Origin of the sequence: [Scytonema hofmanni] UTEX 2349 (assembly GCF_000582685.1) — a bacterium.
Lineage (GTDB): Bacteria > Cyanobacteriota > Cyanobacteriia > Cyanobacteriales > Nostocaceae > Hassallia > Hassallia hofmanni.
In genome coordinates this window covers 1871557-1894096 of the sequence record NZ_KK073768.1, presented here as the reverse complement: position 1 = coordinate 1894096, position 22540 = coordinate 1871557, and the positions used below count along the sequence as shown (strand labels likewise).

The 22540-nt window shown below is 40.4% G+C and carries 21 protein-coding genes; 12 read left to right on the top strand and 9 right to left on the bottom strand.

Going from position 1 to position 22540, the window contains the following annotated elements; translation table 11 throughout:
- Positions 1-52: 52 nt before the first annotated feature.
- Genes TOL9009_RS0113550 through TOL9009_RS0113540 form a run of 3 tightly spaced genes read right to left on the bottom strand, consistent with a single transcriptional unit; the run spans position 53 to position 3673 of the window.
- On the bottom strand, positions 53-2263 hold the full coding sequence (locus TOL9009_RS0113550) for a serine protease (RefSeq protein ID WP_029633287.1): 2211 nt from the start codon (positions 2261-2263) through the stop codon (positions 53-55).
- Positions 2260-3033, bottom strand: coding sequence for a S1 family peptidase (locus tag TOL9009_RS0113545; protein WP_029633286.1), 774 nt, complete (start codon positions 3031-3033; stop codon positions 2260-2262). The genes TOL9009_RS0113550 and TOL9009_RS0113545 overlap by 4 nt, the downstream gene beginning before the upstream one ends.
- Positions 3034-3091: 58 nt before the next feature.
- The gene (locus TOL9009_RS0113540) at positions 3092-3673 is read right to left on the bottom strand and encodes a COP23 domain-containing protein (RefSeq protein ID WP_029633285.1); all 582 of its coding nucleotides are present in this window, start codon (positions 3671-3673) and stop codon (positions 3092-3094) included.
- A 511-nt stretch (positions 3674-4184) separates the two neighbouring features.
- On the opposite strand from TOL9009_RS0113540, the gene TOL9009_RS39060 reads away from it, so the two are divergent.
- Positions 4185-5036 carry a hypothetical protein gene (locus TOL9009_RS39060; protein WP_051502890.1) on the top strand — a complete coding sequence of 284 codons (852 nt, stop codon included), beginning with the start codon at positions 4185-4187 and terminating at the stop codon, positions 5034-5036.
- Between the two features lie 232 nt (positions 5037-5268).
- On the opposite strand, the gene TOL9009_RS0113530 is transcribed toward TOL9009_RS39060, so the two are convergent.
- A complete protein-coding gene (locus TOL9009_RS0113530) occupies positions 5269-5571 on the bottom strand; it encodes an acylphosphatase (protein ID WP_029633284.1) in 303 nt (100 codons plus the stop codon).
- A 306-nt stretch (positions 5572-5877) separates the two neighbouring features.
- Here TOL9009_RS0113530 and TOL9009_RS0113525 point away from each other — a divergent pair, with 306 nt between their 5' ends.
- Positions 5878-6255, top strand: a complete 378-nt coding sequence (locus TOL9009_RS0113525; protein WP_029633283.1) for a DUF1823 family protein — start codon at positions 5878-5880, stop codon at positions 6253-6255.
- A 377-nt stretch (positions 6256-6632) separates the two neighbouring features.
- On the opposite strand, the gene pirA is transcribed toward TOL9009_RS0113525, so the two are convergent.
- Positions 6633-6788: an arginine synthesis PII-interacting regulator PirA gene (gene pirA / locus TOL9009_RS47255; RefSeq protein ID WP_186227549.1), complete on the bottom strand. Its 156-nt coding sequence runs from the start codon at positions 6786-6788 to the stop codon at positions 6633-6635.
- A gap of 118 nt (positions 6789-6906) precedes the next feature.
- On the opposite strand from pirA, the gene TOL9009_RS0113515 reads away from it, so the two are divergent.
- The 3 genes from TOL9009_RS0113515 (at position 6907) to TOL9009_RS0113505 (ending at position 9394) form a co-directional block, all read left to right on the top strand.
- Positions 6907-7719, top strand: a complete 813-nt coding sequence (locus TOL9009_RS0113515; RefSeq protein ID WP_029633282.1) for an SAM hydrolase/SAM-dependent halogenase family protein — start codon at positions 6907-6909, stop codon at positions 7717-7719.
- Positions 7720-8043: 324 nt separating this feature from the next.
- Entirely contained in the window at positions 8044-8697 is a 654-nt protein-coding gene (locus TOL9009_RS0113510) for a DUF2301 domain-containing membrane protein (RefSeq protein ID WP_038296337.1), read from the top strand.
- Between the two features lie 10 nt (positions 8698-8707).
- Positions 8708-9394, top strand: coding sequence for an ElyC/SanA/YdcF family protein (locus TOL9009_RS0113505; protein ID WP_029633280.1), 687 nt, complete (start codon positions 8708-8710; stop codon positions 9392-9394).
- A 59-nt stretch (positions 9395-9453) separates the two neighbouring features.
- On the opposite strand, the gene obgE is transcribed toward TOL9009_RS0113505, so the two are convergent.
- Positions 9454-10485, bottom strand: coding sequence for a GTPase ObgE (gene obgE / locus TOL9009_RS0113500; RefSeq protein WP_029633279.1), 1032 nt, complete (start codon positions 10483-10485; stop codon positions 9454-9456).
- A gap of 199 nt (positions 10486-10684) precedes the next feature.
- Positions 10685-11356 carry a Mo-dependent nitrogenase C-terminal domain-containing protein gene (locus TOL9009_RS0113495; RefSeq protein ID WP_029633278.1) on the bottom strand — a complete coding sequence of 224 codons (672 nt, stop codon included), beginning with the start codon at positions 11354-11356 and terminating at the stop codon, positions 10685-10687.
- Positions 11357-11740: 384 nt separating this feature from the next.
- Between TOL9009_RS0113495 and TOL9009_RS0113490 the strand changes: the two genes are divergently transcribed.
- The 4 genes from TOL9009_RS0113490 to TOL9009_RS0113480 are packed head-to-tail and all read left to right on the top strand — an operon-like array spanning position 11741 to position 15426.
- A complete protein-coding gene (locus TOL9009_RS0113490) occupies positions 11741-12172 on the top strand; it encodes a hypothetical protein (RefSeq protein ID WP_038296336.1) in 432 nt (143 codons plus the stop codon).
- A gap of 48 nt (positions 12173-12220) precedes the next feature.
- Positions 12221-14926: a tetratricopeptide repeat protein gene (locus tag TOL9009_RS39055; protein WP_313770082.1), complete on the top strand. Its 2706-nt coding sequence runs from the start codon at positions 12221-12223 to the stop codon at positions 14924-14926.
- A gap of 49 nt (positions 14927-14975) precedes the next feature.
- Complete coding sequence (locus TOL9009_RS50520) at positions 14976-15188, top strand: BrnT family toxin (RefSeq protein ID WP_072022132.1); 213 nt, start codon at positions 14976-14978, stop codon at positions 15186-15188.
- Positions 15151-15426, top strand: a complete 276-nt coding sequence (locus TOL9009_RS0113480; protein WP_029633276.1) for a BrnA antitoxin family protein — start codon at positions 15151-15153, stop codon at positions 15424-15426. The genes TOL9009_RS50520 and TOL9009_RS0113480 overlap by 38 nt, the downstream gene beginning before the upstream one ends.
- A 178-nt stretch (positions 15427-15604) precedes the next feature.
- Here the strand turns inward: TOL9009_RS0113480 and TOL9009_RS0113475 are convergent, their stop codons facing one another.
- Positions 15605-16870 carry a DUF3182 family protein gene (locus TOL9009_RS0113475; RefSeq protein WP_144238226.1) on the bottom strand — a complete coding sequence of 422 codons (1266 nt, stop codon included), beginning with the start codon at positions 16868-16870 and terminating at the stop codon, positions 15605-15607.
- A gap of 262 nt (positions 16871-17132) precedes the next feature.
- On the opposite strand from TOL9009_RS0113475, the gene TOL9009_RS0113470 reads away from it, so the two are divergent.
- Together TOL9009_RS0113470 and TOL9009_RS39050 are read left to right on the top strand one after the other, a co-directional pair.
- Positions 17133-17948, top strand: a complete 816-nt coding sequence (locus tag TOL9009_RS0113470) for a class I SAM-dependent methyltransferase (protein ID WP_029633274.1) — start codon at positions 17133-17135, stop codon at positions 17946-17948.
- A gap of 25 nt (positions 17949-17973) precedes the next feature.
- Complete coding sequence (locus TOL9009_RS39050) at positions 17974-19125, top strand: hypothetical protein (RefSeq protein WP_051502888.1); 1152 nt, start codon at positions 17974-17976, stop codon at positions 19123-19125.
- Between the two features lie 88 nt (positions 19126-19213).
- Here TOL9009_RS39050 and TOL9009_RS0113460 read toward each other — a convergent pair whose 3' ends face one another.
- On the bottom strand, positions 19214-19630 hold the full coding sequence (locus TOL9009_RS0113460) for a BON domain-containing protein (protein WP_029633273.1): 417 nt from the start codon (positions 19628-19630) through the stop codon (positions 19214-19216).
- 639 nt (positions 19631-20269) lie between these two features.
- Between TOL9009_RS0113460 and TOL9009_RS0113455 the strand changes: the two genes are divergently transcribed.
- The gene (locus TOL9009_RS0113455; RefSeq protein WP_029633272.1) at positions 20270-22528 is read left to right on the top strand and encodes a dynamin family protein; all 2259 of its coding nucleotides are present in this window, start codon (positions 20270-20272) and stop codon (positions 22526-22528) included.
- The last annotated feature ends 12 nt before the right edge of the window (positions 22529-22540 follow it).

The following is a 22540-nucleotide window of genomic DNA, read 5'->3' as shown; positions in this document are numbered from 1 at the left end:
AAGGTACGATCGCACAAACCAAAATCCAGTCATGCGATCGCATTATCTAACACTACTGATACTTTTTAATTAACTCAACGGTTTTTTGGTAATTTTCTTTTCTTCCTTGTTGTTGATACAGTTCAGCTGCTTTCTCCAAATCAGCCAATCCTGCTTGTTTCTCTCCTAAAGAAATACGCTCAAGACCCCGATTATAATAAGCTAGGGCATAGTTAGGATTAATCTTGATCGCAGAGCTGTAATCAGCTAATGCTCCTTGTCTATCTCCCATATTAGAGCGGATAAGACCCCGGTTATTGTAAGCTAAGAAATAGTTAGGATTAATGCCGATCGCTTGATTGTAATCAACTAATGCTCCCTGGGAATCTTTCAATCTGTCGCGGGTAATACCCCTGTTATAATAAGCATCGGCATCGTTGGGATTAATCTTGATGGCTTGATTGTAATCAGTTAATGCTCCTTGCCTATCTCCTAAATCGTCGCGAGCATTACCTCGGTTAACGTAAGCTTCAGCATAGTTAGGATTGAGGCGAATAGCAGAATTATAATCGGTAATTGCTACCTGAAACTCTTTCAAACTGTAACGAACAAGACCCCGCTTGTTGTAAGCTCTAGCATAATTAGGGTCAATCTTGATAGCAGTATTGTAATCAGTAAGTGCTGCTTGCTTATCTCCTAAATTATCGCGGACAAGACCTCGGTTATAATAAGTATCGGCATCATTGGGATTAATCTTGATAGCAGTATTGTAATCAGCGATCGCTCCTTGGTTGTCTCTTAATTCATAGCGGATAGCACCTCGATTGATATAAGCATTAACATAGTTAGGGTCAATCTTGATAGCAGTATTGTAATCAGCGATCGCTCCTTGCTTGTCTTTCAACTCATCACGCACAAGACCCCGATTGTAATAAGCCTTAGCATCCTTAGGGTTAATGCTGATAGCAGAGTTATAATCAGCTAATGCTTGTTGATAGTCTTTCAAGTTGTAGCGAACAAGACCCCGATTGTTGTAAGCGTTGGCATATTTGGGATCAATGCCTATAGCTTGATTGTAATCAGCGATCGCTCCTTGCTTATCTCCCAAACCGTTGCGGATAATACCTCGGTTGTAATAACCTAGAGCATAGTTAGGATTAATGCTGATGGCAGAGTTATAATCAGCAAGTGCCCCTTGCTTATCTCCCAAACTAGAGCGGATAAGACCCCGGTTATTGTAAGCATTGGTATATTTGGGATCAATCTTGATGGCAGAGTTGTAATCGCTAATTGCCCCCTTTTTATCTCCCAAACTAGAACGTGTAATACCTCGATTGTAATAAACTAGGGCATTATTAGGATTAATGCGTAGCGCCGAGTTATAATCAGCTAATGCTCCCTGCTTGTCTCCTGAATCATCGCGGGCATTACCTCGATTGACGTAGGCTAAAGTATAATTAGGATTGAGGCGAATTGCTTCCGTTAAATCAGCGATCGCTCCTTTAAAATCTCCTTTGCCATACTTATCTACACCCTGAATATACAAGTCGTCAGCTTTAGATTTTGTTGTAACTGGAGTGTTAGGAAAAGAAACACCTACATCTACCTTAGTTGTTGCTGATAATTTCAAAAAGGTATTAATTGGAACACCCAAATTAAACCCTGTTTTAATTTCTTTAGTATCTTTATCTGCTCTCCCGTGAATTCCGATTAATTCACCATTTTCATTTAATATTGCACCACCACTCATCCCCTCTGACGTATTATTGCTATAGACCAAACTATAGCCATCACGCAGAGCTTTTGAAGCATTAGCAGTAATCCGCCCATCACTGAAAGTATAAATCGATTGATTAATCGCAAATGTTGGTGCAGGGAACCCAGTTACATAAGCCGTTGTCCCTTCTGTACTCACGTCAGAATTGCCTATTTTTGCCACAGGATAATTTTGATTGCTGCTAAACTGCACCACAGCTAAATCTACTCCTGGCAACACTTTCATTGTGTTATAATTAACTGCATAGCGCCGATTATCAGAAGTAACAATTTCATAATTATCTGCCACATCTACCACATGAGCCGCAGTTAGCACAGTGTAAATATTGCCTTCTTTCTTAACAATTACCCCAGAACCAAACCGAGGCTTTTTACTTTGAATCAGCACCGTGATTTCTTTAGCAATTTTATTCACCTCAGTCGGTGATAGCGCTACAACCACTTGCATTTGCACAAAAGCAATTGAAACCCCAATTAATGCTGGTGCGAGTCGAGAATAAAAATTCATTGCTTTAATGCTCCAATAAACTTAATAACAGTCTCTATCGGTACAGCCCAACTGAGGTGAGTAATTTTTTTGTGCAAAGCTGCGTCAGCTTCCGAACCGTCAGCAAACACAGAAGGTGCATCCCATAGTGGATATGCGTGCATCCCATTTACACCGACAACTTCACCACGACGATTTAACAATGGTCCGCCGCTCATACCCTTTTCGATATCATTGGTATAGCCAAACTGATATCCTCCCTCCAAAGCTTTGTGCAGCTTCAAAGATATCTTCCCACTAGTGAATGCAAAGCCATGTTTCTGAGTTTTCTCTTCTTCAGAAGGAAACCCACCTGCAAACACCTCATCCCCCACCGTCGGCGAAGAACCAAAAGATGCCACACTATAAATAATGCCAGTGCTGCGGAACTGCAATAAAGCCAAATCATTTTGCCCAAAGCGAATAGTTTTAGGCACATCAGCCACCCAGATCCGCTTATCATTAGTTTGAATGCGATACGGGGGATTCTGCGATCGCAACACATGAGCATTCGTCACCACAGTATAAAAGTAGCCCTGCCTTTTTAATAAAATCCCTGAACCTAATACATCTCGCGATATTACCTTCACAGTAATAGCTTGCGCCTGATTATGTAACTGTTGTATGGATAATTGAGCAACCGATAATTCCGGTTTTGCCAACTTACTACTACTGACATTTACTGCCAATCTTGACAAAGTGATACATAAACTGCCCGCACAAGCAATCAGTGTAAATTTACGCCAATTCATTTAATTTTTTGAGTTATTTCCTCATCATGACTCCTTGCCATCTACCTAAACAAGTAAATTACATCTTTAAATGTTTAGTGTCTGTACTCGGCTGAGATGATGTAAAGTACAAATACGCTTCTACATCAATATTCACCGGGTCGTTGCTTGTGTTACCACCAAGTTGATTTGTAGCGTTTCCAGCTGCCAAAGCACGGCGATCGAATAATTGGCGTGCAGTTGCATTGGGATCGCTGCCTCGTTTGAGAGTAAATAACAAAGTTCTATCTGTACAAGCAGCGTTTTTTTCAGCAGCAGCGCACACCACAGGCAGTCCGTTGAGAGTACCTGCTTTGATATATCTTAGAGTACGGTTATCATAAGTTGTTTGAAATCTCCGAGACACCTGTTTGCAGCGTTCTACAGGTGTCAATTCCTTACTGCCCAAAGACGTAGTAATCCAGCGAATAATCGGCAAATTCTTTCCGTCTTGAGTGCGAACAAATGTTGTCGGTACACTATTGCTTTTGCCGCAGTAAAAAGTCGTGCCTTCAGCATAGCTAGGTAGATTCATTGCACCTGTTGCTAAACTAGTCAGCGCAGCTATACCAAAAACTCGTGCAAACCCAGTCAAAACGTGACTATATATTTTTATTTTCATAAGTACAAAAATGTGTTTAGTTTAACACTAATGTTTTTCTACACTTAGTTACAACCTCAAGTTGCAGAATTTCGGAATATACTTAATATATATCAGGAAAGTGGCGGTGATTTTTAATTGTATACATTATTAAAAATAAATTATTATTACTTGACAAAACCTATAACAAATGGTAATAGCTAATGAATAATTCCTCATTAGACATAGGAGTGAAAAACAATGTAGAGACGCGATATATCGCCTCTCTACAAAGGTTTCGGGTAACGCATAGTTCATTTTTACTCCTATGTCTATTAGCCATTATCAATTTTGAATTAATATAAATAACAACAGCTAAATATACAGATAAGATTATGTCTGCGATTTGATTGATGAGGTGATAACTAAGTATAGCCCAGATGAAAAGCTCGTAGACACGCTTTCTTAGCGAGTCAAGAGAGCTCACATAGCATATCCGCAAACATTTAGCACCATAGCTTCCATTGAACCACTATAAATTAGGAGTGACAAAGTGAAAAAGCAACCAGATTCATCTCCTGAAGAAGTAAAAAAGATTCAACCTGTCATGAAAAAAACCGGATTCATACCTAGGTCAATTGGCAGAACAATTAATAAAATAAAAAGTGATTTTAATCCGCAATCAGAGCAGCAATTTGTTCAAGATTACCGAGTTTCTAGAAATAGAACAACAACGGCTGTAAAATTTTTGACAATGCTAGTTCTTGTACCGCTTTTAACGCAAATACTATCGAAACAATTTATAATAAGTCCTATATTAGAGCGCGTTAGAGGTGAAAACACACCCGAAATTTTCCTGAACTCGGAAATGGAAGAAGAAGCTCTCGAAGAATTAAAGAGTTTTGAAAGACAACTTAAATTTAACAATTTGGTTCATCAAGCACCCCTGCTTTCTTCTGAGGTGATAGAAGAAAAAGTCAAATATAAAGCACTTAAACTTGCCGAAGAATTTATTGGTAAAAGCAATAATGCCATTAGCAATGTTTTTGCTGATTTGATATCACTAATCGCTTTTGGCGTAGTCATCGCTACAAGTAAAAGGGAAATTGTGATGATCAAGTCTTTTATGGATGAAATTGTTTATGGTCTAAGTGATAGTGCTAAGGCTTTTTTAATTATTTTATTCACAGATATATTTGTCGGATTCCACTCACCACATGGGTGGGAAGTTGTTCTAGAAGGATTATCAGAACATTTAGGTTTAGCAGCAAATAGAAGCGCAATATTTTTATTTATCGCGACATTTCCTGTGATTTTAGACACTATATTTAAATATTGGATATTCCGTTATCTCAGTCGTTTATCTCCGTCAGCATTAGCTACATTAAAGGAGATGGACGAGTAATGAATAATTAAAACTTCAAAAAATATCAATAGACATCTGGTAAAAATTAATTATGCGTTGCCCGAAACCCTTGTAGAGACGTTCCGACGGAACGTCTTTACGTCTTTTCTGGAGATGTCTAATGGTTCTCGATAACGCATATTTAAATTGGGTCGATGTTTAATGTCTAGAAATGAGATAAAAAATATTTTTGCCAAAAATTTAGTGTTTAAATATACAAATACTTTTACTTTTACATTGAAAAACGCCTAACTTCAAATCCCTGCAATCCTTTTGGTTTTTCATACTCAACTACTACATTTTGAACCATAGCAGCAGGTGGTCCAGAATGACACCAGCGAATCATCTCTTCTACAACATTCTGCGCTCCCTCAAAGACTGCTTCCACGCGATTGTCGGGGAGATTTCGCACCCAGCCGTGCAATCCCAACTGCCTAGCTGTATCGACAGTAGCGTAGCGATAACCTACTCCTTGAACTCTCCCCGTAACAAATACGTGGGCGCAGATTTGCGGGGATGCTGTAAGACTTTCCATTCAATGGCATACTATTGACGATATCTAGTTTACCTGCTTTATTGACATAATATCTAGTTTTTTAGTTGAAAAAAGTGATTTTAAACCTAGTCATTATCCTTCCGAGCCTCAACTAAACCTCGTCCATGTTGAAACCTGAAGTTTATAATTATTCAGATGTGTCCCTATCGACGTAAGGAAGCAATCTCAAAGTCTTGGCAGAAAACTACGGTTTTCAAGGTAGACGAGGTTTAACTATTTTTTCTGGTCATTGTTGCCAGCCTCAACCAACAACCAACAACCAACAACAACTAACATTTTTTCCTTATGTCTAACCTGCCTCCACTCAATACCGAAACCATTTGGGCAATTCTTAATGAAGAAATTGATGATGCCGTAGTTAACAAATTGGTATGGCATTACTTAGGCTATCGCTACGACGAAACAACCGGACAATGGGACACTAGTCAAGTGTTACCAGAATGGCGGGATGAGTACCCAGAACCACCAAATTTTATTGAAAATCGCCCCCCAACAGTTAAATTGACTCGTTCTATTCCTGCGGAAAATAAACAATTGCTGAAACAACAACTAGGTTTCAAAGGTTATAAAATCGGTGAATTTGGACCTCGACAAACTCGTAGAGCGACTGCGGCAAATTGGTTGTTAAGTTACATGCAAGAAACTAACAGCAAATCTGAGTAATCAAGCAGATTCGCAATTTTAAATAAGTAGATGGGCATAAATAAACGGAATTTTGTCGTAAACGGTATCCCTTAAAACTTTGATATCGGGGGTTGTCTCTTTCATCTGGTGTTACCTTGATGTGAAAGCTTTGCTAGTCAAGCATTATACTTTATCGTCGCTTCGCTCCTGGGTGTGGGGTGTGGGGTGTGGGGTGTAATGAATTGAACAGTTTTTAGTAGCTAATTTGACTTCAAAAATATTCTCAAACAGTCCTCTTTCAGAGGACTTAAGCTATAAGACAGGGACTTATAGTCCCTGGCTAAATTCAAAAAAAGTAAAACCCGCTTTCGCGGGCTGTTTATCAAGAAATAATTTTTTACAATTGTGGTGCTTGTTCACCCTATATACTTCATTTCGGCTTCTAGTTGACGTACTAGCTTTTCGTCACCTTTAGCTCTAGCTACTTCCAAGCGATGTTCTAGGTTTTTTTGCAGATTTTGGTGATGAATTTCTTCAGCTTGTTTTGCCGCTTGGATTCTGTTAGTAAGCATAAATTTTCCCTCTAAGTTTTTGCTTTATGTCTTCAATTTTGAATATAACACAACTTCCGTAACATAGGCTACAGAAAAATGTGGTTTTATATATTCCAATTGATACATTTTTTTCCAGATGAGTCAAATCACCTTACTTAGCGATTTTGGCGATCGCGATGTGTATGTCGGGGTAATGAAGGGAGTAATCGCCCAAATCAACCCAAAATTAACCACAATAGACTTAACGCACCAAATACCGCCACAAAACATCGCTGCGGCGAGATTTTGCTTGATGAATGCTTATGCTTATTTCCCAAATGGGACAGTGCATTTAGCGGTGGTAGATCCAGGGGTGGGAGGAATCAGGAGAGCGATCGCCTTAGAATTAGCTCATGGGTTTTTGGTGGGACCTGACAATGGTATATTTAGCGGGGTACTTAGTCAAAGTCCCGCGATCGCCGCAGTCGAACTGACAAACTCTCAATATTGGCGAACTCAACAACCCAGCAGAACTTTTCACGGAAGAGATATTTTTGCACCTGTGGCAGCGCATCTTGCTACCGGCGTTTCTTTAAAGGAGCTAGGGAGAGAAATCGATCCAGCAAAGTTGATAAAGTTAAATTTAGCAGAATCCAGTTTAACAGAAACTGGCGTAACTGGTTTTATACAATATATTGACCATTTTGGCAACTTAGTCAGCAACATTGAAGCAAGTTACGTAAAAGGTAAAACCTGGTATGTCAAAGCTGCCGGGTTGACGATCGCAGGTTGTGAAACTTACGCTGATGTAGAAGTTGGGGATGCGATCGCTTTAATTGGCAGTCACGGTTGGGTAGAAATTGCCATCAACAGCGGCAATGCACAGTTACAGTTGCAGATGAAGTTGGGAGATGCGGTAGAAGTATTTTTTGAGCAACAAGAACCCCGACTTCTCTATTGCATAAATTAATGTCGAAAATTTATCACGAAAACTCTGCGTCACTCTGCGCTTCCCTCCGCGTTCCTTTGCGTTAAAAAACGCGCTCGTTCTTATGGAAAACTGTACTTAGACCGTTACTATCCTGGAAACCCAATTTATTGATGCTAGTTTCGGTTGAGAGGTCGTTAGTATTTTGAGCATTCATAAAAAGTATAAACTTATCTGAATAAAGGATGATTTTAAGAGTTATTACTGATAGAATTTTCCAGAATAGAGACTAACTAACATCAACGAGCAAAAAAGTTGCACAATCTCTCCTAGCATAGGAAATATAGATTCAAATCCAAGATTGTTATGACTCTAACAGAATCGCCACCATCGGTTTATCAAGGTCAGTTTGGCGAATTTACAATTAATCAAAGCGATCGCAAAAGCGTAATTATCTATCGCGCTGCTTTAATGGTAGCCGCACTCAGCTTTGCGATCGCCAGCGCTTTGGTATTGTTTGACACCAACCCAACTACCATCCAAGCAATTACACCTTTGTATACTGTCTTTTGTCTTGCTCTGGGTGTGAGTTTACTGACGATTCATATCTATTTAGCACCCCTGCACCGAGCTTTACAAGCTTTCTGGCTCATCGGTTGCATTTCCTCATTTGCAGTGGGACATTTTGACAGTCAACCGTTTGCTGTGACAGTTTACACTCAACCACTTACCTTGCTGGGAATTGGTTTTATCTTCGCAGCTTTGACAGGTATATTTTTCAAAGAAGCTTTTTGCTTCAATCGTTTAGAAACAAAAGTATTAACCTTTACAGTGCCGATACTGTTGCTAGGACATTTGGGAGGTGTTTTGCCAACTCAAGCCGAACAAGTTTTATTAGGAATCTGGGCGATTTTGTTTGTAATATTTGCTTTGCGGAAAGCTATACAAGAAATTCCTCCGGATATTGGTGACAAATCTGTGTTTGCTTATTTGAAAGCAGAGCGCACAGCCAAAGCATAAATACAGCTTAATGTCAACAACAAAGCGTCGAAATCAAAAAAGACCAAAAATCCGGCTACTAAAACGCCAAGAAATTTGGACACTGACGGCGCCGGGATGGGTAATAGCGATCGCTTTAATGATTTCTGTAATGTTTTTCAGCATTACTTATTTATACCCGTTTCTCGCCGTCACTTCTCCCATAAAAACCGATGTCTTGGTACTTGAAGGTTGGGTAACAGACTACGCAGTAAAACAAGCATTTACCGAATTTAAAAATGGTTCCTACCGACAAATATTCACCACCGGAGGTCCGGTAGAAAGAGGATTTTATTTAGCTGAATATAATAATTTTGCCACAATTGCCGCCGCAACTTTAAAAAAGCTGGGTATGGAATCAGAAAAAGTGACAGTTGTAGCGGCACCAGATGTAATTAAAGATCGGACTCATTCATATGCGATCGCACTTCGTCAGTGGCTAGCAAATTCAAATTCCCCGATAAAATCAATGAATTTGTTAACCTCTGATGCCCATGCTCGCAGAAGTTGGCTAATATTTCAACAAGTACTTGCCCCGAAAGTCAAAGTCGGAATAATTGCCGCCAAACCATCAAGTTACAATCCAAATAAATGGTGGACTTCTAGCGAAGGTGTGCGAACAGTCATTTCGGAAACTATCGCTTATATTTATGCGCTATTTGTCAATTGGGACATATAAAAGCCAGAAGCCAGAAAAATCTCTTTCCTAGTCCCCAGTCCCCAGTCCCTAATCCCTAGTTATCCCAACACCTCCACTTGTTGTTCCACCACATTAAGTTCATCAAGAATTCGCCAAATTTCCTGTAACATTGGCTGTAACCCAGCGCCGGTAACAGCAGAAATCAAGAAAACTGGCGCAAAGGATAGATGATTAAGTTGCATAGCTAGTGCATCCAAATCTACAGTTTCGCGATCGACCGCATCAATTTTGTTCAGTGCTAAAACAAGCGATCGCTCTGCTAAACCTCGTCCATAATCTTGTAACTCTTTTTTAATCGTTTTATATTCGCCTATCACATCTTCACTGGTAGCATCTATCAAGTGCAACAGTACCCGCGTCCGCTCAATGTGACGCAGAAAATCGTGTCCCAACCCCGCACCACCAGAAGCACCTTCAATCAATCCGGGAATATCAGCAAAAACTGTACCATCACCACTCGGTTTCCTGACTACACCCAAGTTCGGTATCAAAGTAGTAAAAGGATAATCAGCAATTTTCGGACGCGCTGCTGACAAAGCTGATATCAAAGTTGATTTTCCCGCATTTGGTACTCCAATAATTCCCACTTCTGCTAACAGTTTCAACTCCAGACGCAGCTGCTTTATTTCTCCTGCTAATCCAGGGAGCGCGTATTCTGGAGCGCGGTTACGATTACTCAAGAAATGTTGATTTCCCAAGCCACCTTTACCACCTTTAGCTACCACAAAAGTCTGATTTTGCTCAATTAAATCTGCCAACAATTCACCACTTTCCGCATCATAAATAGCCGTACCGCAGGGAACTTCGACAGTAAAATCCTTACCATTTGCACCGGTACAGTTATTTGGTCCCCCACGTTCACCGTGTTCACCTTGAAAGCGATGGTTGTATCTAAAGTCCAGCAAAGTTTGCAAATTGTTCTTCGCCACAAAAATCACCGAACCGCCGCGTCCCCCATTTCCGCCGGAGGGACCACCAGCCGGCACATACTTCTCCCGGCGGAAAGCGACAATACCATCGCCACCCTTGCCGGCTTCAACTTCAATGTTTGCTTGATCGATAAATTGCATAGTTATTTGTTAGTTGATGGTTGTTAGTTGATAGTTGATAGTTGATAGTTGTTGGTTGATAGTTGTTGGTTGATAGTTGTTAGTTGATGGTTGATGGTTGTTGGTTGATAGTTGTTACTTTTCCACTAACTTCTAACAACTAACCACTAACCACTAACCACTAACCACCAACTCCTAACAACTAACAACTAACCACTAACTAAATATAAGATGAAATATCTTCACGGCAATCATCTGCTAGATAGGAAAGAGCGCGAAAACGCAAACCCACAAGTTGTTCATAAAGTGGATTTATTTTACACATCGGAGGAATGTGAACAATTTTCCGACCAAAGAGGTTGACATCGCGCTCAAAGGGACACTGGGAAGGTATCATTTTGCACAAAAAGCGGGCGACTCTGGGGTCGTGAATCTCTAGTTTGTCTAGCCACTCACGCATCGATCGCAATCCATCAAGTTGCCGTTTTGTTAAATTGGCGGAAGGAGTCTGTAGTTGCTGTGGGTGTTCTATAGTGTAGCGCAACGCTTTGAGTAATTCCTCTGGCTGTCCCAAAACGAGGCAGAACTCATGCAAAAGGTCGTCTTCACTGGGAGAATAAGTCCCATCTGCGATCGCTACCATCACCGCTGTTCTCAAAAAATTTTCCGCTGCTGTTGTATTTTTACCCAACACCGCAGCTAATTCCTCTGGTTCAATTGGCTCTAATGTGTCAAACTTAATTTTCGGTGCCAATTCTGTGTCAGTGATATTAGCAATTAATTCTTGTTCTTTCGCATCAAAGTTACCATCTGCCCACGCAACTGTCAGTAATCCACGCAACCAAGCGGCAATTTGATCGTTGCTATAAGGAGATTGAATTGCACCTTTCATAAATAATACTCACGCTTCGAGCTACCTTACTTTTATACTAAGCTAATCATTCGTAGTCAGGGCTTCAGCCCTTCTTTAATCTAAACGCCCTCAGGCTATAAGCCTGGGGCTACACAAACGAAGTCCGCCTTCGCGGACTTTGAGTCTTTCAGTCCGCGAAGGCGGACTTTGTTCATGTAGCCGCGACTTTAGTCGTCGGGTGAGAAAGTGAGAAAGTTATCTTGCAGTTTGCCTTCGCGGACTTTGTACGCACAACGCTGCACCTTTCTTTCAAGGTGTCAGGCGATAAATTTATCAGCAAAAATGCGGAAAGTCCGAACGTTCTTCTGTTTAAAAATATGTAAAAGTATATTATAATCAACCGCGTCTGAGGAATTTACAGGTATGACTGACCCCGTAACAACCTTAACAGCTTTTGCGATCGCTGAATTTGCCTTCAAAAAGTTTTTTGAGTCTGGTGTCGGTAAGCTGGGGGAAAAGTTCACCGAAACCGCGCTTACCAAGATGGATGAACTGCGGCAGAAGATTTGGGATAAGTTACGCGGAAACCCTAGAGCCGAAAAAGCCTTGCAGGAAATAGAAAAAGGCTCAAAAGACCACTTGAATAAACTTGCAGTTTATTTAGAAGATGAAATGAAGGATAATCCTGATTTTGCCGCACAAGTAAGCACTTTAGCTCAAGAAATCAAAGCGGGTAAAATTCAAATCAACAGCCAAAATATACAGCAAAACTACGATAACAGCACTGGCTTTCAAAACGATATTGATGGTGGTGAAAATTACATCGCTCACACTATCAACATTCATAAACCCTGACTAGAGTCGTCTGGAGGGGAACGGACAAAGAGAAATCCCGTTAATTCTATTATCAACGAATTACCTCCTGAAACCCAGAATTGGCACGGGCGCACAGATGAACTTGCCCAAATGCGAGAATGGTTGCAAGCGGATAACGTGCGTTTAATTGGCATTACCGGGACTGGTGGTTATGGCAAATCTTCCCTGGTTGCCAAAGTCTTTGCAACTGCACAAAGCTTTGAAAAGCAAGTTTGGGCAACTTTTAGCCAAAATTACCCCTTTGCGATTTGGGGACGCTGGTTATTGGAAAAGTTAGGCAAAGCAACACCTGAAAAAGAAGCAGATTTATTAACTGCGGTTTGTAATAATTTGCGAACAGGACGCTATTTGCTGGTATTGGATAATTTAGAAACTCTGCTAGAGGAAAACGAAAAATGGCACGATCGCACTTACTATGATTTCTTGTTGCGGTGGTTGAGTAGCCACACTGAAAGTGTAATTTTAGTCACTAGCCGCGAACAACCTCAATTACCGTCCAATACGCTGAATTACTGCCGTTGGTTGCCATTGAAAGGACTTTCAACCGATGCTGGGGTAGCACTGCTAGAAGATTTAAATATTCAAGGTGCTGAATCACAAATTAGAGAATTTGTCAAGCAAGCGGATGGACATCCTTTATTAATCAAGCTGGTGGCTGGAGTGTTGCACGCTGATGAAGGGGATATAGTTGATATTAGCGCTTTGAGAAAAAATATCTTTGAGATTCTGGGGTTACACCGGGATGATCCAGAAGCGAGTATTGGTAAGATTCTTGATGCCAGTATTGCCCGGTTAACGCCAAAGTTACAACAACTATTATTTAATTTAAGCGTATATCGCCCCGCTTTTAACGCCACAGCCGCAGCCGCACTTTTACCAGAAGAAGAGGTGACACAAGCAGATTTGCGGGGATTGGCGAAAAAATCGCTTTTGCAAGAAAACAAACTAGAAAGCGGTTGGATATTTGAGTTTCAGCCGTTAATTTGGGCTTATCTGAAACAGCAAGCGGGTGATTTAACCGAAGTACATCAAAGAGGAATTGCTTACTATCAATCTATCGTTAAAGAATCTTGGCAGACGAGAGAAGATATCACACCACAACTGGAAATTTTTCATCACCACTGCGAACTTAAACAGTATAACCAAGCTTGTAACATTCTTAATTCCTGCTACAAATTTTTGGATTTGAGAGGATATTACACTACCATTATTGAACTATCTAGCCGACTAAAAAAGGAATGGCAACCCACTAACCAAGATGAAAATAGGGAATTTGCAAATATTCTCACATCTTTGGGCAATACTTACAATTCCTTGGCACAATACCAAAAGGCGATTGATTATCATCAGCAGTCTCTGGGTATTGTACGCGAGATAGGCGATCGCAATGGTGAAGCTGCTTGTCTAAATAATTTGGGCAGTGTTTACAATTTCTTGGGACAATACCAAATTGCGATTGATTACAATCAGCAGTCAGTAGCTATTTTTCTTGGGATAGGCAATCGTAATGGTGAATCTGGTTCTCTGACTAATTTGGGAATTGCTTACAAATCCTTGGGAAAATACCAAAATGCGATTGATTACCATCAGCAATCACTGGATATTAGGCTTGAGATAGGCGATCGCAAAGGTCAAGCTGCTTCTTTGACTAATTTGGGTAATGTTTACGGTTCCTTGGGAAAATACCAAGAGATGATTGATTACTGTCAGCAGTCACTTACTATTGATCGTCAGATAGGTGCTCGCAATGGTGAAGCTGCTTGTCTAAATAATTTGGGCATTGCTTACAAATCCTTGGGACAATACCAAGAGGCGATTGATTATCATCAGCAATCACTGACTATTAGGCTTGAGATAGGTGATCGCAATGGTGAAGCTGCTTCTGTGAGTAATTTGGGCAATGTTTACAATTCCTTGGGAAAATACCAAATTGCCATTGATTACTATCAGCAGTCACTGACTATTACACGCGAGATCAGCAATCGCAATGGTGAAGCTGCTTCTTTGACTAATTTGGGCAATGCTTACAATTTTTTGGGAGAATACCAAATTACGATTGATTACTGTAAACAGTCACTTGTTATTTTTCTTGAGATCGGCGATCGCAAAGGTGAAGCTATTTCTCTAAATAATTTGGGCAGTGCTTACAATTCTTTGGGAGAATACCAAATTGCGATTGATTACTTTCAGCAGTCACTTACTATTTATCAAGAGATAGGCGATCGCAATAATGAAGCTGCTTGTGTGACTAATTTGGGCAATGCTTACAATTTATTGAAACAATATCAACAAGCAATTGATTGTTATCAGCAGTCGCTTACTATTTATCGTGAGCTAGGCGATCGCAAAGGTGAAGCTAATTCGCTGAATAATTTGGGCAGTGCTTACTTTTCCTTGAAACAATATCAACAAGCAATTGACTGTTATCAACAATTATTAACGACTCAACGTGAGATAGGCGATCGCAATGGTGAAGCAGCTTCACTTCAAAATCTTGCCCCCCTTTATCATTTAACAGGCAGAATTAAAGAAAGTTTAGCAGCTGCTTTTCAAGCTACTCAAATTCAACAAGAACTAGAACTTCCTATTGAAGCTTGGGTTATACCAAAGTGGCAGAAATCCGTTGTTAAATTTGCTCAACGTGGTAAATTACAATTGGGTTTATGTTTTCTTTTGGGTTTATTTGCTTTTCCCTTTGCCCTAGTTTTCATTGTGTCGTTGATGTTGTGGTGATTAATAAAAGCTAAATTGTTACAAGGTAGATAGTTTTATAACTAAATTTTTGTTTATATTAGACATCTCCGAAAATGAACTATGCGTTGTCCAAAACCCTTGTAGAGACGCGAAATTTCGCGTCTCTACATTGTTTTCTGGATTTGAGGCTCGCGTTATTGTAATTGTACATACTGAACGAGACAACGTGATACGTATAATTTCTGCAAGAAAGGCTACAAAAAATGAAGAAATCAGATACTTCCAACAAATCGCAGACTGATTGGGAACGATTGGATGCTATGAAAGATGAAGAAATTGACCTTTCAGAATGTCCAGAAATTACACCGGAGATGTTCGCTCGTGGGGTTGTACGTCGTGGTTTGAAACCTACTCCCAACCAGGTACAAGTCACATTGCGCGTTGATAATGATGTCTTAGAATGGTTTAAGGCGCAAGGACGTGGATATCAAACGCAAATAAATGCGCTGCTTCGAGCATACATGGAAGCGCATAAGTAATTATTTAAACTATAATTTCTCAATTGCTATCTTTGGAACAATAAGTCAGAGCTATCAAAGTTTTAGTAGTCGCGATCGCTATCCTGAACAAATACATCTAATGGACATTTAAGATATTCATGACAATGCCAACTTAAAAGAAAACTGTTGAGCGATCGCTATTCACTGATTTGGCTCATCAACTTCCGTGAACCTTTACTGATATTGATATCGGTCCGAAACGATTATCCACCCCACAATAAAGGATCTCTTCCTCAGATACGGTTTGGTATGCTTCGTCTCCGTATCGATAGTACGTTGAGGCACATACTGCATCGACATCAGGATCGGACAAAAGAGATTCAAGACCCCAAATTTCCCCAGGAGATGCTCCTCCAACACGGAAGGACTGCTCAAGCAATGCGAAGCGTTTAACTAACTCACAAGTCCCGTTTGAATATATGGATGCGATTCCGGACACTATATCCAGGTTGAATCTCGCAGTTTTAATCTCTGGAATGTGTTTATTTAAAAGCGCTCTAAAAAGGAGTGCTTTATCTATAATTGCTTGTGCATCTTCGTTGTTGAAAATGCCAACCTGAGCAAGCAACTTAGGAAAAATACATTTGCCTGTTCGCATAATCACAAGGTCAGTTCCCGTGTATAGTCCTTGAGAGAACCTTTGAACCCCTAAACACTGTACCTGGTGAGAACCAACAGTAATAAAACTCGCACTATATGTCTTCAAATCTTCTGGGTGAAGATTTTCTTCCACCACCAGTCCGTATTGTTGGAGCTTACCTTGATCCGCAATTTTATCAGAGATAAACTGCTCTAGCTCTTGGAAAGAGCTAATGACAAACTGGCTCATTCCCAAAAATGCAAGCGGATCTTTGAGCCGAATTTGATACACTCCTTTGTTGTAGAGCTCCTTGAAAGCTATTCTCAGATCATCAGTACTGAAAACTGTAAATCCAGGAAGAACAAGATTTCGCTGGGCAAGCTCTTCAGAAAACTCATGAGACCATCCTAGCGGACAAACCGCTTCTCTACTAACCAAGGGATGCATTATTGCTTTTGTAGATTGGTGGGGTCTGGCTACAATTCCACCAAAAAAATCCTTTTCGCTCTCGATAAGCGCATCCTCGATCAGCTTTTGGTTCTCTTTCAACTCAAGGACTATAGTTTTATCAGCAACGTAGTATGTTTTCCCCTGCTCAATACCACCGAATCTCTGGAAGATTTCGGCTATTTTTGCCGCAATCCGAAGATTTCGGTAATAAGCGAACTTAACAGGGGGTTTGTTGCTGTTGATAACTAACGTTTCAACTTTGAACTCAGGAATAACTAAGTTCTTGAAGGGAACTGAGTTTGACTGTCCATCCCCCAATGAGGACGAAGACACCTCTAAATCCTGGTAGTGCATTGCAAGAGTTTGGGTGATGTATTCGTTATAGTAACCCAAGTTGCTAGTTAGGGTTTGATGCGATCGCGCAAATTACACAACAAAGTTTTAGTAGTCGCGATCGCGTAGCGCGTCCTGTTGCTCAACTGCACTTGGTGCAGTTGCCTCGTTGCTTTGCAACGAGGGAGGCATTTCTGAAAGAAATGCCTCAGCAACATACGGACGATCGCTCTCCCATATCCTACCCTATGCAAATATTTTTGAGAATATTTATAGTTAAATCCACCAAGAGAGAGTTAATCTGTGTAGTGGAGGTATTTTTATGACTAAAACCACAGTTAACCTTGGTGTTGTTCAAGAAACTCTGCTAATCCCGCTCTGGGCTAGAGCTTGTGAGTTTTCCAAACCCGATCCAATTATACAAGACCGGAAATCGGTCGAGATTATGGAGGCGATCGATTACGATTTTGATAAATTTGCTACTGCCAAAAACTCTCAAATAGGCACTTGCTTGCGAGGAATGATCCTCGACAACTGGGTAAGCGCTTATCTCCAACAACATCCTCAAGGTTCGGTGATAGAAATTGGTGCAGGACTCAATACCCGTTTTGAGCGAGTTGATAATGGTGAAGTACGCTGGTTTGATTTAGACTTACCAGACTCAATGACGCTGCGAAAGCAGTTTTTTGAAGAAACACAACGCCGTCAGTTTATCACGGCTTCAGCCTTGGATATAGATTGGATTGAGCGCGTTAAAGCAGTTAATGCACCTTGTATGTTTGTGGCAGAGGGAGTACTGATGTATCTCAGTGAAGAACAAGTGCAGCAGTTGTTTGCTAATCTTTTAGAGCATTTTCCTGGTTGTTGGTTTACTTTTGATTCTATGTCACCGCTGATGGTGAAAAATCAGAAGAGACATGACTCAGTAAATTACACCTCGGCAAAATTTAATTGGAGTATCTCAGATATTCGCAAGATTCAAGACTGGGATTTCCGCTATCAAGTAATCGAAGTCTTTACATTTGCAGACTTACCTGCTAAATATCTACGACGCTTTTCACTGATAAATCGCTTGCTTTTTTCCTATATTCCTTTCTTGCGGAATACGTATCGCTTAACATTAGTTAGATTGAGTTAAATCCCAGTATTTTCAGGTATACATAATGTTTTATTTTGGTATTGAGCATGAAGTCGCTTTCTTCAACAAAGAAGGAAAGTTTGCTGATTTTTCGCGAACAAAATTCGCTGATTTTAATCAAATTGTAGAAAGATTACCCACATACCCCAGCGACTATCCCCAATTGCGTGTCGGTAATGCTGGTATTAAACAAAAAAGATGGTATATTGAAGGGTTTGAACGATTTGAAGATTCAGAAAATGTCATCGAATGCGTTCCTAAAGGTATTGAAATCAGAACAACGATAAATTCTACTATTCAAAACGCTATAAATGAATTATCCGAAAGTTTTCGGTTGCTATGTGAAAATGCTAGTAGCTTCGGTTTTTCACCTGTTTTAATCAGTTTTAATCCATACTATGCTGTTTTTAAGCCGCAACCCCCATTAAATGATTATGAAATAAAATGGCGGCAAACTTCCCCAGAAAGACAAACGGCACACATCCCCATGTTGACTTATGGTCCTGATTTAAATATATCAGTTAGCGGGTTATCGGCTGAAGGTGTAATTGATATTGGGAAAAAGTTAACTTATTACAGCCCCTACATCGTTCCATTTAGTTATAGTTCTCCTTTTTATCAAGGTACTTTGTGGGATGGTTTATCGGTAAGGACATTTATTAGAACGGGAAAAAGACCAGCGGTGATGGTATTTGTAGAAAAGCGCGAACAACTGATAGATAGCGTACCTTCATTAACGAAAATAGCACGCATACCCGCAGAAGTTGGGAGAATTGAATTTAAGGCTTTTGATAGTTGTGATGATTTTACAATTTATGCCGGATTGTTAGCATTATTAAAGGGTTTGGTGTTAGATCAAACTCTTTTGGGTAGAGCAACTGTACCCGATGGGGAGAAACATCAAATATCCGCAAAAGAAGGTTTTGACAACCAAGATATTTTAGCGATCGCTCTTCAAGTTTTGCAAGCGTCTGAAATTGCACTCTTCAACGATCCTGATGTTCAGTTGTTAGCACCGCTGAAAGTTATGCTTGAAAAGCGCGAAACACCAGCTCATAAACTAATTCAGATTTTTAACCGAGTCGGTTCCATAGAAGAGGCACTCTTACAAACTTACCAATCTGGTCTAAGTAAAGGGGAAAGGAAAAAAGAGGAAAGGTTACAATTCCCTTTCTGACAATTTCTTCCCCCCTTTCCCCTTTCCCCTTTTGTTTATTTTGAGTTCATGTAGCTCAAAATAAATTCACTAAACTTGTGTAGTTCTACTACGGTTTTGCAGTACCAACTGTTGCTTCCACTTTCACGCTTTTTACACCCTTGACTTCTTTGACAGCGGGTTCAATTTTCTTGATATCCGCTTCAGATGGTACTGTTCCTGTAACGGTTACAACACCATCTTTATCTTCAGCTGCTAACTTGCTGCCAGGAATCTTTTCTGTTAGTTTGCTATTAACTAAGCTTTTCGTGTCGGCTCCACCTTTCATCGCGTCGCCTTTCATCGCGTCGCCTTTCATTGCGTCGCCTTTCATCGCGTCGCCTTTCATTGCGTCGCCAGTCGTCTGGGAAGCCTCTTTTGCTGGTGCGCCAGTTTGAGTCTCTGAACCAGTTTTAGTAGCTTCTTGACAGCCAATAGTACCGACTAGCAAAATGCCGCTGACTAGAAATGGAATTAGCTTTTTCATTTTTGTCTCCTAATTGAGCAGTTGAGGCGATTAATTGACTTATCTGACATGGCGAGGAGCAAATCTTAAAAAACAATTAAAAGTGAAATGGCATAAGTGGTGACGAAAGCACTTATATTTATTGCCGAAATTGAGCCTACAAAAACTTCTAGATTCTTTGTGTGAGGTTGTTTCTAGAAATGTGAATTCAACTTCGGTTATAACTACCCACGGCTAGGGTGGCTATAAGGGTTGGCTGTCTATCAACTTGACTTTAACTCAAGGGTAGACTTTGCCGTGCCAAAGCGTGATTTAAATGTTACCAGATTTGTGCGAAATTGGTTCATCCGCACTAAAAATTTAATATTGTGGCGGCAGTTATCTTTGTTTAATGCGTACAAATACGTAAAATATCAGATTAATATATGATATCTTGCAACTTATAATTGAGTGATATACCTGAAAACAGTACCCGTTACAGCTTTGCTTGCGGCACCTTCATTGCTCTTTATTGCCAACGCGATGAAGCATTTCCACACCAGCAATATCATCATGGTTCGTTAACTCCGATTCAAAGGATCGGTAATCTCTACTCGCTGTTAGCTATTTATTCTACAAAACTTTAATTAGTAATATTCTGGATACATTTGAGATACACCAATGAATATTGATTTACGAGGATATCGTCAGAAGGCAGGCATGGGTCAAGTGCAGGTGGCTAGTATACTAGGCATCTCCGACAGAGAAGTTTCCCTTTATGAGCAGGCTTCTGAAACAGTTCCAATGGGGCTTTTAGTGAAATGGCTGCAAATATTTGGAGTTGACATTGCTACTGCTATGTCAGCACCAACACCACCACTCAAAGGAATTGATCCAGGGACTCCATACGTGGAACTGTATCGCAGACTAAATTTACTAAATCAATATATTGATGCATCTCATAAAGTAAATACATTAGACCTGCCAACTAGGTTAGCGACTCCAGATGATCTCAAACGGCAACTAAATCGTTATAGGCAAAAGCCAAATGTGGTATTAACTGGAGGATTTGACGCTGGTAAGTCACATATGGCTAATGCTCTCCTGGGCAGCAAAAACTTGCCAGTTGGCTATCAACCAGCAACACGAGTAATTACATTTATTCGCCACATCGAAGACCGTCCTGAATGGTTCAAGGGAGATGTATTGATTTTTGAGGAGGGCTTTTGGCTAAAAGATGAAAAAGGTAAGCAAATAATTGACTTGTTACTCCTTGATGACAAAGAACGTTGCGAGCGGTATTGTTTACAAGCAGGAAACTTCGATATTTTGCCAAAATACGGCGTACATGGCAGCAATGAGGATGTAGCAGCCCATGCAGCCGTAGTTTATATGGAATCCCCTCTACTACAAGCCTGTAACTTGATAGACCTCCCTGGTTACTCAGATCAACCGGATGAGGTTTCAAAGGATGTTGAGAAGGCTAATAGCGCAGCACAGATCGCCGATGTATTGCTGTATGCTTCGCCAGCCAAGGGTCACATTAATGGTCAAGACATGATTCGTCTCGGTGGCTTAGTGCGTTTACTTCCTTTCCCAGAAAATGAATGCGACAATTTTCCAACACTGGGTAATTTCTTCATTGTAGCGACCCATGCCGATCCAAGCATCTCTGACCATCAACTTCAAGAAATCCCAGATAAAGCCTCAAAACGCCTTTACAATCAATTAAATGAATCCGCACTCAAAGAGCGTAGGGAACAGACAAATCGATTTATTACCGAAGAAGATTTTAAAGCAAGGTTTTTCACCTTCTGGTCAGAAAGACATGATAGATGTCAACGACTATTTGATGATTTGACCAAAACACTAGAAGAATTTCTTCCTCAAGCACGTATCTGCCGTGTTCAGAGAGAACTTCAAGCGATAAAGGAGGATAACCCAAATAAGTATTCTAGCCAGATTGAGGCGTACCAAAAAACTCTTGCTGATATAGATTTAGGGCGAGCGCAATTACAAGCAATCGAAGATAATGAGTCTGCTCATCAAAAAGAAACTCAGCATAAACGTAATAAAGTAGACCAACGCATCAATGAGTTAAAAAAAGACACTAAAGTTTCCTTTCAGAAATATGTAGAACAATTACTAAATGTCGAGACTGTAGAACAGACAATACGAAATAAATACAGCGATAAAAAAGAGGCGAAGGAATATCTCTCCGGCTATCTTCTGGAGAAACTTCAAGCTGAAGCGGAAAATCTCATTAAAGCCAATTCAGAGAAGTTAACGCCTGAGATTGAAGCTTTCCTCGGATCATACCAAGAAGCTTTACTTAAACTGCCAAATCTAGACATATCTATTCAGATTCCCTGGGATGCTCAAGGGTCTTTTATCGGCGGGCTTGCAGGTCTAACAAGCATCGGAGCTTTGTCTGCTTGGGCAGCAGCGCTGGGAAATTTGGGCGGTTATATTTTAGTTGCCCAGTTAGTTAGCCTTTTGTCAGCACTTGGTATTAGTCTCGGTGGCACAGCAGCGGTAATTGCTTTTGTAGCTGCTATTGGTGGTCCTATCGTGCTTGCGGTAGGTCTAGCTGCTGCATTAGCTTTTGCACTGGGGAGCTTGTTTGGCGAGTCTTGGGAGAAGCGTTTGGCAAAGCAGACCGTTAAATACTTTGAAGAACAACGTGTACATGAAAAGTTCCTAGAAGGAATTGATCAGTTCTGGCAAGATACAACTAAAAGTTTTGAGAAAGGGGCAAACGCAGTAGAAGTTGATTGGAACAAATATATTCAACATCTACGTGAGATAACGTCTCCTAAAACAGATTCAAAAGAGCGAATTGAAGAAATTATCAAGATATTGGAGGTAGGTAGGGATTTTTTCGCCGGAATTCCTTGGTCGAATACTAATTTTGCTCCTCATTCTGAGTGCAAAAATTGACCCCAAGGGACA

Excerpts from the sequence above, each read along its gene's own strand:
- TOL9009_RS0113550 (WP_029633287.1), bottom strand. The coding sequence starts at position 2,263 with ATGAATTTTTATTCTCGACTCGCACCAGCATTAATTGGGGTTTCAATT.
- TOL9009_RS0113545 (WP_029633286.1), bottom strand. The coding sequence starts at position 3,033 with ATGAATTGGCGTAAATTTACACTGATTGCTTGTGCGGGCAGTTTATGT.
- TOL9009_RS0113540 (WP_029633285.1), bottom strand. The coding sequence starts at position 3,673 with ATGAAAATAAAAATATATAGTCACGTTTTGACTGGGTTTGCACGAGTT.
- TOL9009_RS0113530 (WP_029633284.1), bottom strand. The coding sequence starts at position 5,571 with ATGGAAAGTCTTACAGCATCCCCGCAAATCTGCGCCCACGTATTTGTT.
- TOL9009_RS0113525 (WP_029633283.1), top strand. The coding sequence starts at position 5,878 with ATGTCTAACCTGCCTCCACTCAATACCGAAACCATTTGGGCAATTCTT.
- pirA (WP_186227549.1), bottom strand. The coding sequence starts at position 6,788 with ATGCTTACTAACAGAATCCAAGCGGCAAAACAAGCTGAAGAAATTCAT.
- TOL9009_RS0113515 (WP_029633282.1), top strand. The coding sequence starts at position 6,907 with ATGAGTCAAATCACCTTACTTAGCGATTTTGGCGATCGCGATGTGTAT.
- TOL9009_RS0113510 (WP_038296337.1), top strand. The coding sequence starts at position 8,044 with ATGACTCTAACAGAATCGCCACCATCGGTTTATCAAGGTCAGTTTGGC.
- TOL9009_RS0113505 (WP_029633280.1), top strand. The coding sequence starts at position 8,708 with ATGTCAACAACAAAGCGTCGAAATCAAAAAAGACCAAAAATCCGGCTA.
- obgE (WP_029633279.1), bottom strand. The coding sequence starts at position 10,485 with ATGCAATTTATCGATCAAGCAAACATTGAAGTTGAAGCCGGCAAGGGT.
- TOL9009_RS0113495 (WP_029633278.1), bottom strand. The coding sequence starts at position 11,356 with ATGAAAGGTGCAATTCAATCTCCTTATAGCAACGATCAAATTGCCGCT.
- TOL9009_RS0113490 (WP_038296336.1), top strand. The coding sequence starts at position 11,741 with ATGACTGACCCCGTAACAACCTTAACAGCTTTTGCGATCGCTGAATTT.
- TOL9009_RS0113480 (WP_029633276.1), top strand. The coding sequence starts at position 15,151 with ATGAAGAAATCAGATACTTCCAACAAATCGCAGACTGATTGGGAACGA.
- TOL9009_RS0113470 (WP_029633274.1), top strand. The coding sequence starts at position 17,133 with ATGACTAAAACCACAGTTAACCTTGGTGTTGTTCAAGAAACTCTGCTA.
- TOL9009_RS39050 (WP_051502888.1), top strand. The coding sequence starts at position 17,974 with ATGTTTTATTTTGGTATTGAGCATGAAGTCGCTTTCTTCAACAAAGAA.
- TOL9009_RS0113460 (WP_029633273.1), bottom strand. The coding sequence starts at position 19,630 with ATGAAAAAGCTAATTCCATTTCTAGTCAGCGGCATTTTGCTAGTCGGT.
- TOL9009_RS0113455 (WP_029633272.1), top strand. The coding sequence starts at position 20,270 with ATGAATATTGATTTACGAGGATATCGTCAGAAGGCAGGCATGGGTCAA.